The 18,442-nt window shown below is 74.2% G+C and carries 11 protein-coding genes; 1 reads left to right on the top strand and 10 read right to left on the bottom strand.

Going from position 1 to position 18,442, the window contains the following annotated elements; translation table 11 throughout:
* Window positions 1-81 precede the first annotated feature (81 nt).
* The 7 genes from ACW4TU_RS00710 to ACW4TU_RS00680 form a co-directional block, all read right to left on the bottom strand.
* Complete coding sequence (locus tag ACW4TU_RS00710; protein WP_457423498.1) at window positions 82-3,354, bottom strand: right-handed parallel beta-helix repeat-containing protein; 3,273 nt, start codon at window positions 3,352-3,354, stop codon at window positions 82-84.
* On the bottom strand, window positions 3,351-6,806 hold the full coding sequence (locus ACW4TU_RS00705; protein WP_457423496.1) for a hypothetical protein: 3,456 nt from the start codon (window positions 6,804-6,806) through the stop codon (window positions 3,351-3,353). Before ACW4TU_RS00705 ends, ACW4TU_RS00710 begins: the two co-directional genes overlap by 4 nt.
* Window positions 6,807-6,850: 44 nt before the next feature.
* Entirely contained in the window at window positions 6,851-8,239 is a 1,389-nt protein-coding gene (gene eccB, locus ACW4TU_RS00700; RefSeq protein ID WP_457423494.1) for a type VII secretion protein EccB, read from the bottom strand.
* An 8-nt stretch (window positions 8,240-8,247) separates the two neighbouring features.
* Window positions 8,248-9,708 carry a type VII secretion integral membrane protein EccD gene (eccD, locus tag ACW4TU_RS00695; protein WP_457423492.1) on the bottom strand — a complete coding sequence of 487 codons (1,461 nt, stop codon included), beginning with the start codon at window positions 9,706-9,708 and terminating at the stop codon, window positions 8,248-8,250.
* Entirely contained in the window at window positions 9,705-9,944 is a 240-nt protein-coding gene (locus ACW4TU_RS00690) for a hypothetical protein (RefSeq protein ID WP_457423490.1), read from the bottom strand. Before ACW4TU_RS00690 ends, eccD begins: the two co-directional genes overlap by 4 nt.
* Window positions 9,941-13,912: a type VII secretion protein EccCa gene (gene eccCa, locus ACW4TU_RS00685; protein ID WP_457423488.1), complete on the bottom strand. Its 3,972-nt coding sequence runs from the start codon at window positions 13,910-13,912 to the stop codon at window positions 9,941-9,943. Before eccCa ends, ACW4TU_RS00690 begins: the two co-directional genes overlap by 4 nt.
* A gap of 184 nt (window positions 13,913-14,096) precedes the next feature.
* Window positions 14,097-14,798, bottom strand: a complete 702-nt coding sequence (locus ACW4TU_RS00680) for a response regulator transcription factor (protein WP_457423486.1) — start codon at window positions 14,796-14,798, stop codon at window positions 14,097-14,099.
* 608 nt (window positions 14,799-15,406) lie between these two features.
* On the opposite strand from ACW4TU_RS00680, the gene ACW4TU_RS00675 reads away from it, so the two are divergent.
* The gene (locus tag ACW4TU_RS00675; RefSeq protein WP_457423484.1) at window positions 15,407-15,763 is read left to right on the top strand and encodes a hypothetical protein; all 357 of its coding nucleotides are present in this window, start codon (window positions 15,407-15,409) and stop codon (window positions 15,761-15,763) included.
* 747 nt (window positions 15,764-16,510) lie between these two features.
* On the opposite strand, the gene ACW4TU_RS00670 is transcribed toward ACW4TU_RS00675, so the two are convergent.
* From ACW4TU_RS00670 to ACW4TU_RS00660, 3 genes are all read right to left on the bottom strand, one after another.
* Window positions 16,511-16,663 (bottom strand): hypothetical protein, encoded by a 153-nt coding sequence (locus ACW4TU_RS00670; protein ID WP_457423482.1) that lies wholly within the window; start codon window positions 16,661-16,663, stop codon window positions 16,511-16,513.
* A 99-nt stretch (window positions 16,664-16,762) separates the two neighbouring features.
* Window positions 16,763-17,701 (bottom strand): pyridoxamine 5'-phosphate oxidase family protein, encoded by a 939-nt coding sequence (locus ACW4TU_RS00665; RefSeq protein ID WP_457423480.1) that lies wholly within the window; start codon window positions 17,699-17,701, stop codon window positions 16,763-16,765.
* Window positions 17,698-18,336, bottom strand: coding sequence for a hemerythrin domain-containing protein (locus tag ACW4TU_RS00660; RefSeq protein WP_457423478.1), 639 nt, complete (start codon window positions 18,334-18,336; stop codon window positions 17,698-17,700). The genes ACW4TU_RS00665 and ACW4TU_RS00660 overlap by 4 nt, the downstream gene beginning before the upstream one ends.
* Between the last annotated feature and the right edge of the window lie 106 nt (window positions 18,337-18,442).

Genomic DNA, 18,442 nt, shown 5'->3' with positions numbered 1-18,442 from the left:
GGGAGGTGACCCCGATTCCCCACCGGCCTTGTTGCCCCCGCCGCCGTCGATCTCTGCCCCCGCAGGGCAGCCGCCGCCGGGTCACACCCGTACCGGGGCGGGCGCCGTACCGGTGACCGCCCTGCCGGTGGGCACCGCGGCCACCGCCTCGGCGGACACCTCCCGGCGACCGGCGACGGCCGACACCCGGTCCGCGAACAGGTGGGCGCCGAACACCCCCAGGGCCGCGGGGAGTTCGACGGCCCGGGTGTCGACCGCCTGCCGGGCCGCGGCGTCGAGCACATGGCCCAGCCGCAGCAGCCGGCGCGCGGCCAGTTCGGCCAGCTCCTCCGCCCGGTACGGGGCCAGCCGCAGGTACTCCGAGAAGCAGCCGGCCAGTGCGCTGCTCTCCCGCGGCAGCGCCCGCAGGTCGTCGTCCTCGCCGGAGAGCAGCACCACGACCTCGGGCGACCGGGCCACACAGCCGGGCAGCGCCTCCAGAACCGCCGTACGGCCGGCGGCGGGCCGCACGGAGAAGGGGCGGTCCCACTCCAGCAGCAGCACCCCGCCGGCGGCCTCCTCGAAGAGCGACGACGCGTAGGCGGCGGCCTGGCCGGGCCAGCCGTCGGGGACGGCCGACAGCGGCACCGGGTGCACGGTCCCGGTAGGCAACAGCTCCTGCTCGGCCAGCATCTGCCCGTAGAGCGCGGCGACCGCCCGGCGACCGCTGCCCCGGGGGCCCGCCAGTACCACGTTGGCCAGTCCCGGTGTCGGCTGTCCGCCGGCGTGCAGCCGGGCCAGCCCGGCCACCCGGGCGGGCAGCGACTCGCGGATGCCGTCCAGGCCGACGAGCGAGGCGAGTCTGCGGTCGGCGCGCTTTCCGGGCGCCGACGAGGCTGCCCCGGCCGGGGTGTCATGGTCGTCGCCCGGTACGAGGTCGACGTCGTCCTCGGAGAGCCGGCTCAGCTCGGTGTCGCGGCTCGGCGGGTTCGCCGCGAGCCGGGACGCCTGCCTGCTGATCATCGACTCGAACACCTTGCGGGCGATCCGGCCGTTGCCGAACGTCGGCCCCTTGGGGACGAGTTCGAAGTACCGGGTCAGCGCCTCGAGTGCCCCGTCGCTCATCTCGTAGTAGTGCTTGTCGCACAACCCGCGGACGATGGTGACCAGTTCGTCCACGCTGTAGTTGGGGAAGGCGACGGTGCGCGAGAACCGTGACGCCATACCGGGGTTGGACGAGAGGAACTGCTCCATCAGCTCGGAATAGCCCGCGACGATGACGACGATGGAGTCCCGGTGGTCCTCCATCAGCTTCATCAGCGTCTCGACGGCCTCCTGGCCGAAGTCCGGCCCACTGCCCTTGTTCTGGTTGGTCAGCGTGTACGCCTCGTCGATGAACAGCACACCGCCGACAGCCTTGTTGAAGACCTCGGTGGTCTTGATCGCGGTGCCGCCGATGATCTGCGCCACCAGGTCGGCCCGGGACACCTCCACGATGTGGCCCTGGCTGAGAATCCCCAACTCGGCCAGGACCGCGCCGTACAGCCGTGCCACGGTGGTCTTGCCGGTACCCGGTGGACCGGCGAAGACCAGGTGCCGGCTCATGGGCGGCATCGGCAGCCCCATCTCCTGGCGGCGCTTGGTCATCTGGTTGAGGTTGATGAGGCCGGTGACCTCCTGCTTGACGCTCTCCAGCCCCACCAGCGCGTCCAGGTCGGCCAACGGCCCGGTGCCCAGCGCCGGCCTGCTCTCCGGGGCCGCGGCCGACGGGCCGTCGGGCGTCCCGCCGACCCCGCCCTCCTCCGAGCCGGCGCGGTCCCGCCGGGGAAACTGCTCCTCGGCGCGGGGCGCGGCATGCGGCGCGGTCGTCCCGTTGTCGCGGATGTCGCAGCCGCGGACGCTGACCCGGTCCTCCGGGTCGAAGCGAATGCCCTCACCGGCGTTGCCGGTCACCGTGCAGCCGTCCACCTCGGCACCCGCCGGACCGCGCAGGTCCATGCCGTGGCCGCCGCTGCCCGAAACCCGGCAGTCGGACGCCGTGAGCGTGCCGCCCTCCAGTACCCGGATGCCGGCGGTGCCCGCGCCGGTGATGCCGGTACCCCGGATCCCGGCGCTTCCGCCGGTACCGACCAGCACCCCGCAACCCTCCAGGACCGCGGACTCCATGACCGCCCGCGCCCCGGCGTCCACCGCGACCGCCGTACTGTCGCCGCCGGGCCCCGAGACCCGCAGTCCGGTGAACCGTCCGTCGGCACCGTCGGTCAGGGTGATGCCCGTGCCGTTCTCCGGCACCTCGATCCGGCCGCCGTCCAGCACCAGCGAGGACTCGCCGTCGGCGTGGACCGGAAGGTTGCCGCCACCGGAGACGGTGAGGCTGTCGAACGACGCCGACGACTTCCCCGACACCATCACCGCGTGCTGCGAAGCACCCCGGACGGTCACATTGCGGAACTCCGGTGCGCTGCCCGAGTCGACCACGACACCCAGCGGCGCCCCGTCGATCTCGCAGTCCTCGACCACCGGCCGGGCCCCGCCGGTGACCTGCAGCCCGTTGTGCGCCGCCCCGGTGAGCGCGCAGCCCCGCAGAACCGGCCGCGATCCGCCGGCGATCTGGACCGACTGGGCGGCCGACCCCGAGAACGAGCAGTCGGTGAACTCGGTCGCCGCGGTGCTGGTGAGATACGCGTCCAGCGAGGCGCTGCCGGTGACGGTGACCCTGCGGAAGGCCGCCCGGCCGTCCTGCTCGACCACCACGGCGGGCTTCGCGCTCCCGCTGATCACTGTCTCCTCGACCACCGCCTCGCCGTGGCCGTTGACACAGACGCCGTTGCCGCCGGACTCCTCCAGGGTGCAGCCGCGGACGGTCAGCCGGCCGCTCTCCGCGACGACCACCGCCGACGAGCCGACCCGGGAGACCCGCGACGCCTCCAGGGTGTTGCCCGCCGAGGACGTCACCACGACCCCCGCGCCCCCCGGGTTCTCGACCCGGCAGCCGCGTGCCACCAGCACCCCGGTCCGCCACGCCAGAACGGCCGTCCACCCGGCCCCCGACACCCTGCAGCCGTCCAGCACCGCCTCGCCGCGCCGGACCTCGACGACCGGGGCGTCGGTGTCCGTCCCGACGATCACCAGCCCGGACAGCTGTACCGCCTCCGCGTCGACGACGACGGTGCTGCCGCTCGCCGCCACCACCTCCACGCTGCCCGGTTCGCCCTCCGCGCACAGCGTGACGGTCCGGCTCAGCAGCAGCGACTCCTCGTACCGGCCGGCGGCCACCGAGACCACCGCCCCGTTGACCGCGTGCCGCAGGGCCTCGGTGATCGAACGGTGTGCCCCCGGACGGTTCTGGGACACCACCAGCGTCTGCCTGGTCACTGTGTCGTGTCCTCTCCGGGCCCGTCGGGGCCGCCTGTACCGCTGATGACCAGACCGGGAGCGTTGCCGAGCGGCTTCAACTCCCCGGCCGTCGCCGGGCGCCGGGTCCGTTCGGCCTGCTCCAGACTCGCCAGGGCGATCGTGTCGAGAGGCACCGGACGGGTAGTGACCCGGCCGTCCTCCGAGATCTCCGAGGACGACAACTCGCGCAGCAGGACGGTCGGCCGGTCGCCGCCCGTCACCCGCAGCACCTTGAAGCCGGTGCCGGGCAGGAAGACCACCCGGTCCGTCTCGTCCTGGACGATCAGCGCGGTGCGGCGCGCAGTCATCGACCAGACCAGGAAGTCCACCCGGCCCGGCCCCTCCGGTGGTTCGTCCGCCCGGGTCGGGTCGGCGGCCTCCGGGTTTCCCGCCTCGGCGGGGACGGTCGGCGGCGGATCGGCGTCACCGGAGCAGAAACCCCACTCCATGACCAGCCGCCGGCCCCGGTACCACTCCCACTCGGCCGGGGTCAGGATCGCGCCGAGCCGTACCGGTCCACGGTAGGACGGCAACCGGCGGAGACCGGCGGCCACACACCGGGCCAGCGGCACATGCGGACCGGGGATCCCCGCCGTCACACCCGCGTCGAGCGAGGGTGCCCCACCGGAGAGGTAGAGCTTGACCGCGACCAGATCGCTCAGTGCCTCGGTGCCGCCCCGGCCGGGCTCCGTCCGCAGACCGGGCAGTTCCGACAGCAGCCGCGAGATGGACCCCGCGATGGCGTCGAACGGGGCTCCCAGGGTGCGTTGCAGCCAGGCGCGTTCCTGGTCGATGCCGCGCTCCGGGGGCACCGCGCAGGCCGCCGCGGCCGGAACCGGCTGGACACGTACCGCGGACTCCGGCCCGTTCGGTTCCGGCGTGTCGTTCGCCCCGGCCGTCGGCGCCTCGGGCGTGTCCGCGGCCGGCAGTGCCTCCGGCGCGGGTGTCGCCGTGGCCTTGGTTACGGGCGCCGGGCTTGCCGGAGCCGGCAGCACCGGGCCCGCCGTGGGCACAGCGGTGTCCGGCACGGGCCGTGGGAGGCTCACGGTTGCGGGTGTCGGGGACGACTCGAGGCGGATCCGCGGCGCCGCGGACGCCCGTGCCGCGGACGCGGGAGCGGGGGACGCGGATTCGGCGGGGGCCGGTTCCGGTTTCGGCCGGGGTGGTGTCACCGGTGCGGTGGGCGCCGCCGCGGTGTCCCTGGCGCCCTCGCCGACCGTCCCGGCCGAGGGCTCCGTGTCGTCCGAACCATCGGAAACGTCCGAACCGACCTCCGCCACGGACCCGATGCCGGGCCTCGCTTGCGGTGTGGCGTCGTCGGCGGGTGTGACGTCCGGTTCGGGCGGGACAGCGGTTCTGAGCGGTGCGGCGGGATGGGCGTCCCGGGCGTCGGGCCGGGTCAGCGGGGTGACCGGAGTTGCTGGGGCGTCGGGGACCGCCGGGGTGACCGGGACGTCCGGCGTGAGCCGCGCGTTCGGTACGACGGGTGGGGCCGGGGTCGTCGGGCCGGTCCCCGGGGCGGGGTCCCCGACGGCCGGATCGGGCCGGCGCGGGGCGCTCGTCCGGGGGTCTGCTGGTCCGCCTGCCGGGGTGGCGGGGGCGTCGGTGCCCACCGCCCCGAGGTGCTGCGTGCCGGGTGGTACGACGCCGGGGAGGCCCGGTGCTGCGGCGGGCGTGCCCGCGACGGTGGGGATGGGTGTGCCCGGCCCGGTCCGGTGGGCATCCTGCGGTCCCCGTGACGACGTGGCCACCCGGGCGGCTGTGGGAGCCGTCGGAGCCGGGGCGGGCACCACCGTGGGCGCCACCGCCTCCGGTGCCGCGAACAGCCCTCCGCCGACGGGCAATTGTCGCCCGGGCGGGCCGAATGCCGCGGCGTGGACCGGCGTCGTGGCGGGCGGGGGCTGTTCGGCGGGGGGCGGTGCCGTGGCCGGGACGGGTGCCGCGGCAGTCGGCGGCTGCCCGGCCGGGATGGGTGGAGACGCCGTCGGGGCCGCCGTGGGCGCCACTGCCTCCGGTGCCGCGAACAGCCTTCCGCCGACGGGCAGTTGCCGCCTGGCGGGGCCGAATGTCGCGGCATGGACCGGTGCCGTGGTGGGGGCAGGCGCTGTGGCGGGCGGGGGCTGTTCGGTGGGGGGCGGTGCCGTGGCCGGGACGGGTGCCGCGGCCAGGGCCCGCGCAGTGGCGCTGGTCCGCCGGTTCCGCTCCGCCGCGGCGCAGGCGTCGGACGCGGAGACCGGACGGCACATCCGGCCGGTCTCCGCGTCCAGCCGCCGCAGGACCTCCGTGGCGATCCGCCGCATCCGCGCCGGGTCCGGCCCGGCATCGTGGATGATCAGCCCGCCCTCCGGCCGCGGCGGGATGCCGCGCACGGCCTCCGCGTCCACGGGCTCGTCGGCGGGCCGGACCCACAGCCCGCTCTGCACCACCTCCAGGACCACGCCCTGCGCGTACCGGTACAGGCCGGGGCCGATGGGCTCCAGGCCGTCCAGCGGCGCCCGGTGGGCGAGCAGGACCGGGGATTCCACCGGATCGCCGGCGTTCAGCCGGGGACGGTGGCCCAGCTCCCGGGCGAAGGGCCGCCAGCCGGGGGAGGCCCCGTCGACGGGCACCCGTACGTCGTGCCCCTCGGTGCCGGGCGCACCCGCGCCCGGCAGACCGGTGAACATCGCCACCGGGTAGTCCAGCAGGTCGGCGAGCGACTGCCCGGCCGTCTCACCGGCGGGCACGTCCAGTTGTCCGAAGGGCACGAAGCGGACCATGGCCCGGCTGGGGGCGGGCAGCGCGTCCCAGAACCGGGCGACGTCACCCAGCGGCAGCCCCGGCATACCGGGGCTGCCGAGGACCACCGCGAGCAGGTCGGGCCGGCCGGCGTGCACCCCGGCGGCGAGCTGGCGGCGCTGCGCGGCCAACGTGCCAGGTTCCACGCCGGTCTGCCGGAGCCACACCCCGCCGGGCACCGGCTCCGCCGTACCGGTGCCGCTGGTGGCCCAGGGCAGGTCGGCGGCCGAGGTCTCCCAGTCGGGGCGGGGGAAGTGGCGGGAGTCCGCGCGGGGGTCGCGCCCCGGGCGCAGCACGTACCAGCCGGTGCCCCGGTCGGGGGGTACGAAGAGGCCGCCGCCGGCAGCGGGCAGGACCGCGGCGTCGGGTGCGACCACGGCGCGGCCCAGCCGGTCGGCGAGCCACTGGGAGACCCGCATGGTCTCCTCGGGCGAGCCGCGTCCGACGACGATCCGGAGCCCGCCGCCGCTGTCGTCGGCGAGCAGGCCGGCCACCGCCTCCCAGTCGTCACGCGGGGCGGCCGCGTGCAGGTCGACCACCACCAGGGTGTGTTCGCGGTCGGCGGCCAGTCCCGAGGCGAACTGCCGCGACCGGGGGTCGAGCCGTCCGGTGGGATGGACGAGCAGCGCGTGACCGGCCCGCACACTGTTCATGGACACCGTGCCGGTGCGGCGTTTTCTCGGCGCGAACCGCATCGTCACCGCCCCCCGCCCCCGGAGGCCCCCTGGGCGATGGTCCCGGCGGGGGATCCCGCGGTACCGGTGGCGGTGAGGGTGTCCAGGACCGGTCCGCCCGGCAGCAGGGCGAGCACGTCCCGCGGGAGGCGCCGCACGGGGGCGTCGTCGTAGCCGAGGGCGGAGACGGCCTTGTCGTCGGCGACCCGGTAGCGCACCCCCTGATCGGTGATCAGGTACAGCTCGCCCTCGCCGTTGTCCGACGCCTGCGGGAGCGGAGCCGCCAGCATGCCGCTGCCACCGGGCATCGTGACGGTCGTCGTCGTGGCGGCTGCCGTCGTGGCGTCCGGTGCGGTGCCGGTGACCACGGTGGAGTGGACCGCGGTGCCGGAGGCCCACTGCCGCAGGCACAGCGGCCGGTTGGTGGGGTCGTACGCGGTGCCGGAGGCCATGAGGTCGGGCAGCCGGTCCAGCAGCGAGCGGTCCTTGGACGCCGGGGCGGCCGACACCGCGGCGGTGTCCAGTTCCCGGGGTGCCTGGCCGCCGGGTCTGGCGGCCAGCAGTGCGGCCTCGGTGACGCTGACGGGTGCCAGGCCGTCGGCGCGCAGCAGATAGGTCTGTTCCACCCCACCCGCGGCGGAGTGGAAGAGGTCGCCGATCCGGCCGTCCTGGCCGCCCACCGCCGGGGCGGCGCCGCCGGCACCCGCGACGTGGGCTGCGGAGAGCGTGCCGCCAGTGGGGAGCTGGGCGAGCCACTGCGTGCTCACGCTGACGGCGGGGCGTACGTCCAGTCCGAGGGCGACGACGACGGACCGGTCGGACACCGGGTAGCGGGTGTTGTGCCACAGCACGTACCGCTTGCCGCCGGGCGCGGCCAGCAGTACCCGGGTGTCCGCGGGCAGCGCGGTGCCCGGGGCGCCGGGACCGAGGGTCAGCGCACCGGCCGTGCCGCGCGTCGCGCACCAGGTCCAGCGGCCGGGCAGCAGGTCATCGGTCCGGGGCAGCGAGTCGGGGGCTCCGGTGATGCCCACCGGGGCGCCGTGCGGCACCCCGGCGAGCGAGTTGCGCGAGACGCTCACCACCTTCGCGTGGCCCTCGAGGGCGAGCAGCGCGGAGGCGTAGTTCGCGGTGGGCCGCAGCCTGCCGCCCAGGAAGAGGTACCGGGTGCCGGTCTCCTCCTCGACGACGATCGAATCGGCCTTGCGCCAGGCGGAGTTGCCGCCGGGCGAGATCAGCCCGAACACGGCGGCCCCGCCGCACAGCAGAACGCCGATGACGACGCCGAAGACCACGCCCAGAGAGGCCCGCCGCAGCGGCGCCTCGCCGGTGCCGGGGTCCCCGCCCACGAGGGCGGCGGACAGCCGGCCGGTGGCGAACCGGTAGGCGTGCAGGTGGTCGCGTTTGGTCTGCACGATGCCCCTCAGCCGGCCAGCGAGCGGAAGTAGGCGTACGCGCCGAGGAGTTGGAGCACCAACGGGACCAGTGCCAGGGCCGTCAGCGTCTCCAGGACGTCCGCGCCGTGGCCCCAGACGGGAAGCATCCGCCGCTCCGGCATCCGCCGGGCGGCGACAGCCAGCAGCCCGGAGGCGGACAGCAGTACGACGGCGGAGGCGGCCCGGGCCGGCGGCTCGCCGTCCGACGCGGCCGTGAGCAGCGCCAGGCAGGGTCCGAGCGCCCCGCCGACCGCCAGCGCGGTTCGCTGCCGGACGCCGTTCATGCTGCGGGCCCGCAGCAGCAGACCCGCCCCCAGGACACAGGGCAGCATCCAGGACAGCCATCCGCTCTGGCGTACGAGCAGTACGCAGGCGACGGCGCTCAGCGCGGCGGTGGCGGTGGTGAACACCGTCAGGATGTCGTCGGCGGACCGCACCCGGTGGGCGAGGCGTCCGCCCGGCTCGGGGTCGATGTCCTGGCCGAGTTCGTCGGCGTTGCGGGGCAGGTGCGGGACGCGCAGCCGGGCCAGCCGCAGCGCGACCCGCTGGGCGACCGGGCCGAGGGCGAAGGCGGCGACCGCGAGGGTCGCCACGGCCTCGGCCGCGTTCCAGCCCAGTACGGCGGAGAGCACCGCACCGGCCTCGGCGGCGAGTGCCAGGGCGAGCAGGGTGCCGAAGAGCGCGACCGGCAGCCCGGCCGCGACGAGCAGCAGCCCCGACATCACCGCGGCTGCGGCAGCCGCGGCCAGTACGCCGTCACGGTCCGGGGAGAGCAGCCCCAGGGAGCCGGTGGCGCGCGGGACGGCGGACAGGGCAGGGCCGGTCAGGGTGGCGAACACCAGGCTGCCGAGCCCGGCGGCGACGGCGGTGGCACGGTCCGGGGCCGCGCCGCGTCCCGCGACCACCGCCCCGACGGCCAGCAGCAGTGCGGCCGCCGCACAGCCCAGGGCGCCGGCGGTACCGGGCCCGGCGGAGGTCACGGCTGCCGCGAACACCACGAGCACCAGACAGGCCAGACCGAGCAGGAGACGACGGGTGTGCTCGGGGAGCCAGCGGCCCGGCCGGGAGGCCAGGGTCTGGGCCACCCCGTCGGGCACGTCGTCGAAATCGGGTTCCGGAACCGGGTCGTCGGCGGGACGCAGGTGCAGGACGTCGCCGTGACGCAGTCCCAGGGTCTCCGGGGTCCCCTCGGGGTCGAGCGGGGCCTCGCCCAGGCGCTGCAGGACCCAGTGGGCGCCCTCCTGGTCCGGGGACGCCGCGAGATGGCGCAGCAGGACCGGCAGCAGGGCGGTCACCGTGGCGGTGACCGGCACCGCCAGGTCCGCCCTGCGGTCGCGGCCGACGACGGTGATCCGGCACAGGGCGGCACCCTCGGAGCCAGGTACCGCGCTCCGGCCGCGCCGGGCCGGTTCGGTACGGGCGGGGGGCAGGGGAGGTGCGGTGGTCAAGGGTTTCCTCGGAGGTGCCGTGGTGCACGGCGTTCGGGGACGGCGGAAGCGTGGGTGGCGGAGGCCAGGACGGGGAGGGCAAGGACGGGGACGGCGGGGGCATGGGCGGTGGAGGCCGGGACGGCAAGGGCGGGGACGGCAAGGGTGACGGCGGTGGCGGCGAAGACGTGGACGGCGGGGGTGTGGTCCCTGGGGCCGCCGGGCGGCGGTCCCGGACTGAGGGGACACGGCGTCACCGCCCCTCCACCACGCCGGTCTGGACGAGCTTGATACCGCGCCGGGTGGCGAGTTGGGCGCGGCCGGCGGGCAGCGTCCGGGGTTTGGCCTCGCCGATGAAGCGGCCCTCCTCCTTGGGGTAGGAGAGCAGCAAAGCCGGGTTGCCCAGCTCCCAGATGCGGCGCAGCAGCGGGTCCATCATGGAGCGCATCGCGCCGGAGGTGCTCCGGGCGACGACGACGTGCATGGCGACATGGGCGCCCTGCGCGAGCAGCGGCACCAGCGGCGCGAGCGGGCCGGCCATCCCGGGGGAGGCCGCGAGCAGGTCGTAGTCGTCGACGAGGATGAACAGCCGCGGTCCCTGCCACCAGTCCCGCCCGGCGAGCTGCTCCGGGGTGACCTCGGCGCCGGGGAGCCGCTTGCCCATCGAGACGGCGGTGCTGGTGGCGAGGTCGCTCAGCGCGTCCCCGCCGACCGCGTAGCCGACGCGGTACTCCGGCGGCACCGACGAGGCCAGGGCCCGGCCGGGGTCGCCGAGGATGATCCGCGCCTGGTCGGGACGGTACCGGGTGGTGATGGCACGGGCCACGAGCCGCAGGGCGTTGGTCTTGCCGGTCTCGCCGTCGCCGAACACCAGCAGGTGCGGGGTGACGCGGAAGTCGTGCCAGACCGTGTCGAGCCGCTCCTCGTCCAGGCCCAGGCACATCCGCAGGTCGCCGTCGGGCGCGGGCAGCCGCTCGGCGGGCAGCCGGGTCGGCAGCAGCCGTACGCCCGGTGCGGACGGGCCGGTCCAGAAGGCGGCCGACTCGGCCGCCGCCGCCCGGGTCGCCTCGGCCAGGTCCGCCGCGTCGGACGAACTGTCCAGGCGGGGGAGTCCGGCCAGGAAGTGGTGACCGGACGACGTGATGCCACGGCCCGGCTGGGACGGGACCCCGGCGGCGATCCGCGACTTGACCTCGGACTCCATCGAGTCACCGAGCCGCAGCTCCAGTTTGGTGCCCAGCAGGTCGCGCTGGCGCGGCCGGATCTCCGACCAGCGCACCGCGGACGCCACCAGGTGGATGCCGAACGACAGTCCGCGGGCCGCGAGGTCGTTGACCCGGGACTCCAGCTCCTCGAAGTCCTGTCGCAGCGTTCCCCAGTTGTCCACGACGAGGAACACGTCACCGTACGGGTCCTCGACCTCGCCGCGGGCCCGCAGCGCCCGGTACGCCGACATCGACTCCACACCGAGGCCGGTGAACCGCTGCTCCCGCTGTTCGAGCAGTTGGGTCAGCTGGGCCACGGTGCGGATCACCCGGTCGCGGTCCAGACGTCCGGCCACCGAGCCGACGTGCGGCAGCCCGGAGACCGACGCGAGCCCGCCGCCACCGAAGTCCAGGCAGTAGAACTGCACTTCGCGCGGGGTGTGGGTGAGCGACAGCGAGAGCATCAGGGTGCGCAGCAGGGTGGACTTGCCGCTCTGCGGGGCGCCGACCACACCGAGGTGTCCGTCGGCCCCGGACAGGTCGGCCACCAGCATCTCGCGGAGCTGCTCGAAGGGGCGGTCCACCATGCCCAGCGGGATCCGCAGCCGTCCCAGGCCGGGGTGGTCGGCGGCGCTCATGCCACGCACCGGGTCCGGCACGATGCCGGGCAGCAGCTTGTCCAGGCTGGGAGCGACGTCCAGCGGCGGCAGCCACACCTGCCGGGCCGGCGGTCCGGCCCCGGCCAGCCGGTCGATCAGCACCTCCAGCAGGCTCTCCGAACTGTCGGGCTCCGCCCGGTCGCCAAAACCACCGGGCAGCGCGCTGTCCGTCTCCCGCCGCGCCGGTTCCGGCGCGGCCGAACCGGGGGCCTGCCCGAGGGCGAAGGGGACGACCTCGCCGGCCACCCTGATCCGCTCGGCCTGCTCGTCGGGGAGGGCCGCACCGGCCGGGCAGGCGCCCGAGACGTAGGCCGACTTGAACCGGACGAGCGTGGTGGTGTCGACCTTGAGGTAGCCGTGGCCGGGGCTGGACGGCAGCTCGTAGGCGTGGGACACCCCGATCACGCTGCGCGACTCCATGGAGGAGAAGGTGCGCAGGGCGATCCGGTACGACAGGTGACCCTCGACGCGGTGGATGCGGCTCTCGTCGAGCCGCTGGGAGGCGAGCAGCAGATGGACGCCCAGGCTCCGGCCGAGTCGCCCGATCGAGACGAACAGGTCGACGAACTCCGGCTTGTTGGCGAGGAGTTCGGAGAACTCGTCGACGACGAGGAGCAGCGAGGGCAGCGGGGCCAGCCGGATGCCGGCGGCCCTGGCCTTCTCGTAGTCCAGCAGGGAGGCGTATCCGCTCTCGCGGAGCAGTTCCTGACGGCGGATCATCTCGCCGTTGAGCGAGTCCCGCATCCGGTCGACCAGGGGCAGTTCGTCGGCCAGGTTGGTGATCACCGCGGAGGTGTGCGGCAGCCGGTCCATGCCGATGAAGGTCGCGCCGCCCTTGAAGTCGACCAGGACCAGGTTGAGGACCTCCGAGGAGTGGGTGGCGGCGAGCGCGGCCACCAGGGTCCGCAGCAGCTCGCTCTTGCCGGAGCCGGTGGCGCCGATCAGCAGCCCGTGCGGGCCCATGCCGCCCTGCGCCGACTCCTTGAGGTCGAGTTCGACGATCTCGCCGTCCTCGGTGACCCCGACCGGCACCCGCAGCCGGGCCTCCAGGGCAGCCCGGGGGCGCCACTTGGCGGCCACGTCGAAGGTCCGGGCGTCGCGCATACCGAGCAGCGCGGTCAGGTCGAAGTCCGACTCCAGCGGCTTGTCGACGAGGTCGACGGTCCCGCTCGTGCGCAGCGGCGCGAGCAGCCGCGCCAGGTCCTCGGCGGCGGCCCTGCCCAGCCCGTCGGCTCGGGCGGTGCCGGTGGCCTCGCCCGACGGGAAGGTGACGTCGCCGTCGCCGAGCATCAGCCGCAGCGTCCTGGGGCCGCCGGGCAGGGCGTCGGTCAGGTCGAGCAGCACTGTCCCGCGCAGCCCCGGGCCGAGCAGCCGGCTGGACTCCGGCAGCCGTACCCGGTGGGCCACCACCACGGTGAACGGCTCGGTCGGGCCGGGCACGGACGCCGGGTCGTGGTCGGGGCGGTCGGTGAGCCCCGGGCCGAGAAGCTCCATCAGGTCGTCGTGGTCGCACGCCGCCAGCCGCAGCGGACCCGAGGCGTCCTCCCGCTGTGGGTGCGCGTTGTGCGGGATCCACTTGAGCCAGTCCCACTCGGTGAGCCCGGCGTCGTCGGTGAGCAGCGCGATCCGCAGGTCGTCGGGGGAGTGCAGCACCGCCAGCTGCCCGAGCATCGCCCGCGCCAGCCGCAGCGCCTGCTCCGGATCGCCGGTCAGCTCCACACTGCTGAACCGCCGCAGCCCGACCGGCAGCGGCATGCCCGTCACGTTCTGCACGGCCCGCGAGAAGCGCCGCAGCGAGATCGCCGACAGCGGCTCCAGGTCCTCGATCGGTTTCGTCTTCGGCGGCAGGAACTCCAGGGCCGCGGCCCGTGAACCCAGACCGATCCGGATCCGGGCGAAGTCGTCGTGTCCCGGGCGGCGTTCCCAGACGCGAGGCCCGCCGGCCAGCGACCACAGTCGCCCGGGGGACGGGTTGTCCCACAGCGCGGCGGTCCGCTGCGAGTCGGCGGCGGCCCGCGCCCTGCGCCGCAACTGGGCCAGATAGCGCAGGTAGTCGCGTCGCTCGGCCTGCATCTGCCGCTTGCGGTCCGAACCCGAGCGGCCCAGCTGGCCCAGGCTCATCCCGACCATGGAGATGCCCATCATGCCGGACATCAGATAGGTCGTCGGTGAGCCGTCGCGCAGCGAGAACATCATGACCATGGCCATGGTGCCCAGGGCCATCGGCAGATAGACCAGCACGGAGGAGAAGTCGGCGGTGGCCGGTTCGGCCAGTACCGGCGGTTCTGCCAGTTCGACCTGCTCGGACGGTTCCTCGGGCCCGTGGACGCGCGGTGCGCGCTTCACGATGACAGTGCTCATTTAAAGGTGTTCTCCACGGTAACGGCGCCCGTGCGCCGCGATGACGATAGGAGCCGCAGGTCACCAACCAGGGCCGGGGGCGCGGACGTTGCCCTCAAGGACCACCGGCCGTTCCCCCCGGGGGAAGCTGGGCACCGCCCGGCGGCGAGCGGGCCGTGCGGCGCGGCCGTCCGGTGCCGATGGTTCACAGGGCGCCGCTGCGCAGCGCGTGGGCCACGGCCTGGGTGCGGTTGCGCAGACCGAGCCGGGTCATCATGCCGCTGATGATGTTCTTGATGGTGCGCTCCGAGTAGCTCAGGTGCTCGGCTATCTCGGTGGTGTCCATGCCCTCGGCCAGCAGCCGCAGAACTGCCACCTCACGGGTGTCCAGGCCCGACGCGGTCATCCCCAGCGGAGCGAGCACATCGCGTTGGATCGACTGGAGCCGGTCCACCAGCCACCCCTGGAGCGATGCTGGCAGATGCGCGCCGCCGGCCCCGACCTCGCGCACCGACTCCACCACCGCGTCGAACCCGGAGACCTGACGGGACATCACACCGCGCAGGCCGCACTGGAGGGCCCGCATCACATGGTGGTCGCGCAGCCGCTCGGTGACCAGCACGATGCCCATGCCGGGATTGGACGAGCGCTCCGCGACCGTCTCCATCACCTGCATCGTGTTCTCGGTGACCTCGTTCGCCAGCATCAGGATCACGTCGGCGCGCGGCCGTTCGTCGGCCGACAGCAGCTTCAGCCCGGTGTAGGTGCGCAGGCACGCGATCGTCCCCTCGCCGGTGATCGGGTCACTGGCGATCACCGAGACGGCCACGGTTCCCGCCGCGGCCCGCCGGCCTCCGTTGCTCACCGCCGGACGCGCCTCGTTGTCGCCCACGATGTAGTCCTGCATGTCGCTCTCACTCCAGGGAGGGATCGGTGCCGGTGGCGTCCCGGGACCGGCGGAGACCACCGCCGCGCTGCCTCCCCCACGGAGTGCCCGGCCGGTACGGGCCCGGTGGCCGCCGCCGGCCGGGGTCGCGGACCCGGCTCCGGCGAGGGGGGCGCGCCGGTCCGCCGGATCCCCCTCGGGGGAGGCCGATGGGCGCGACGGAATCCGCTGTCCGGACGTCCCGGGGTGTGGCTCAACGATGTTCGCGGTGGACAAGCGTGTGCTCCTCTTTCACGCCGTCGGCACAGCGATACCCGGATCCTCCGACGCCGGACTTGGCGTTTGCTTGACGCCGGCTTGGCACCGCGCCCTCCGCTGCCCCGGCCGCCGCCGGACAAGGCGTTCCGCGGTCACCGACGGTGCGAGCGGACGACCCGTGACGCGAAGCGGGTATGCGGCCGATCGTAGGTCGGGCGCACCCGTGCCGGGCCGACGCGAGTCGATCGTGCAGTGATCGGGAGCCGACCGGGCAACCCCGGGACGGGCCGACGGCGGGCCGCCCCGAGCCGTGGTTCGGTGTGGCTGCCGACCGTCCGTCGGCCTCCGAACTCCTGCCCGATGAGGTAACCATGGCCAGCACCGACCGGCGTCGTCACGTGTTCACCGCCGCATTCACCGCCGTCACCGCCGCTGCGGTGTCTCTCGTCATGGGAACACCGGCCCAGGCCGCGACGCCATACCGGTTGACCCTCTGCTCGGACGGCTACTACACGTCCTATGCGGTGTTCACCGCGTCGAACTCCTCGACCACGCTGGTGAACCCCGGCACCTGCACCACGGTCAGTGTCGCCGGCCAGAGCAAGGACGTCGTCGAGCTGTACCAGAGCAACGGCCGCTACATCGGCTTCTTCAGCTTCAACGACGCTGTCGGAGTCGGTGTGTCCACCACCGGGACGGCCTCCGCCGCGGGCTTCTACCTCTGGTGACCCCGGCCGGGCCCGCCCGGAGCCCCGCCACGACGCCGGTCGGCGCGAAACCTTCGGCCCGACCTCCCCGCGCGTCCCGCGGATCCGGGCGAGCAGCGCGGACTCGCCGGCTCCCGCCGCACCGGTGACCAGCCCCTACGGCGCGGCCCGCGCGGGCACCAGCAGGCGGCGCGGATGCGGCACATGGACATGCGGCGAGGCGGTCACCTGTGCGAGGGCTGAGCACGCCGCGGCCGATCGGTCAGCCGGTCGACCGGCACAAGGCCGCCACGGCTCGTCGGCAGCAGGGCGGGGGACGCTCGGTGCCCAGGGAATCCAGAGGCGGACCAGCGCCCCGTCGATGTCGGCACCGATCGGCCCCAGGACCCGAGCACAGAGCATGACGAGCAGATGTGCAGCACCCCGGACCGGGCAACGGCGGGGTCCGGGGTCAGAAGGACCGAATCTGGTCGGGCATGGGTATGGGGACGGGTACGGGGACGGGTACGGGACGGCCTGGCGGAGGAGTCCGCAGGTCGGTGTCGTCCCGGAGCTCCGCGATCCGTCCGCCTTGGAGCCGTGGGACTCGGCCCCCGTCACGGCGAGGTCCCGGCCGCTGCGGGCGCACGTACAGGTGAGCGCGGAGGCGGACCCCTCGGGGCACTGCCGTCCCCGGCGGTGCGCGCCCGCACCGTGGACCGGCTCGGCCTCGGGGACGAGTTCTTCCGCTGTCCGCACAGGGTGTGGTAGCGGCGAAGACCACCGAGGTCAGGAAGAACACCAGGGCCAGGCCGGTTCGCCCCCGGCGAGGTCCTGCCCGAGGGTGGCGAGCCCGAAGTCGTCTGCCGCAGCGACGAGTTCGGGCCGCTCGACCTCCAGCCCCACCCGGACCGGAAGTGGGCCGAGCGCGGAGGACGGCACAAGAATCCCCGCCGTGATCTTCGAGACCTCGTGTCCTTCAGGAGGCGAGAGCGCACCTCGCGTGAGACACGCCTGGACCACCGCCCCCGTGGACCGTCGTCAACTGCCGGTTCGCGTCGGCTCAGACGCGACCAGTGCCCGGAACGCGTCCCACCGCACACGCGGCCGTGGCAGGCTGCGCTGTTCCAGATAGCGTGCGGTGGACCGCTTCGTCCGGCGCAGCACGCGCAGCGCGTCGCTCGGACGGCCGGAACCCATCGGCTCGATCACCGTGCCGGGCACCAACAGCCACTCCTCGCCGGCCTGTTGCAGCACCCCGCGGACGAGCGTGTTCCGCATGTGGTTGAGCTGCGCGTCGTGCCGATGGACCAGCAGGGAGGCCGGGCCGGCCGTCCCGGCCCAGTCGGACGGCACCGTCACCGTGAAGCCGGCGTCTGTCGCCACCGGCCGGGTCCGGGCAAGCAAGGGAGCTCCCGTCCTGTCGCACGCGGCCAGGACCGCGCTCGGACAGCGGGCGAGTTGCGCCGCGCCGAGCGGGACCGAGGCGGGCCCGTTCCCCGCGGCGGACCGCGACGCGGGAAGGGAGGCCAACGGAGGGCGCACGACGACCAGTTCGGGAGTGACGGTGATGAGCAGGCGCAGGTAGTACCAGTCCATCAGCCGTCTGACACCGGGTGCGAGATAGGACCGGCTGTGCGGCTGCCGCTCGAAGAGCATCCGCCAGTAGTCCTCGGCGCCCTCGGGGCCCGTCATGATGTCGTCCGGACAGACGGCCCGGCCGCTGACGAAGATCTGGGGGGCACGGTCGAAGCCGCTACCGGTGGGATCGGAGTAGAGGAGGCCCACCCGCCCGTCCCGGCGCACGTTCAGCGCCTTCTGCGAGAACGCCAGAGACGTGGTCAACAACAAGGTCCCATCGGCCTGACGCCGTACGGCTGCGGGCCAGACCACCGGTGCTCCGTCCCGGCCCAGTGTGACGAACTCGCAGGTCCGGTAGGCGTCGAGAACATCGAGTGGGGCGGCATCGAGCACGGTCACCGATTCACCTCCTCGTGCAGTACGCCGCGCAGGACACGGCAGGACGCGGCGTACCGCCGTCGGCCGACGGTCCTCCACAGCAGGCGGCCGACGAACGGCGCCTTACTGAGGGTGTCGGCGCGCTCCTGCGGCGTCGCATCCTCAAGAATCGCGCCGAGGGCCAACAACACCTTGTTTCTGGGAAGTTGTTCCAGCCCGCGGCGGCGCACCAGATCCCACTCGGCGACGGTCAGATGGTCGGCGACCAGGGGCAGCAGCAACCGTTCCTCGTCGTCGAGGTGCTCGATCAGCACCGCATGGTGCTCGACCAGCGCCAAGGCCAGTTCCTCCCGGGCCATGGGGTTCGCCTCACTCAGCCAGGCGGGCAGCCATTCGGCCACGACCGCCAGGCTCCGGTCGATGCGCTGGTGCTGCTCCTCCATACGGTCGACCAGCTCACCGTCCACCGCTCGGGCGTGCAGCAGGGGCCAGACCAACTCGTCCTCGAGCGAGTGGTGATGACGCAGCCCCATCACGTAGTCGGTCAGGTGCGCCGCGACCAGCGTCGCGCGGGCCGTGTCGCCGTCCGCCACGGCCCGGACCAGACGGGGCGCGAGCGCCGACTCCCGTCTGAAGACCCGATGGACAACCACCATCTCGTGTGTGTGCGGCCGATTGCCGGCGGGGGAGGGGAAAGCCGTACTGCGGGACACGCCTGCTTGCTCCAAGAATGAGGGACCGGTGAGACGCGCCCACCGTTCC

This window comes from Streptomyces kryoterrae (genome assembly GCF_054072135.1).
This window is presented reverse-complemented; position numbering and strand designations above follow the sequence as displayed.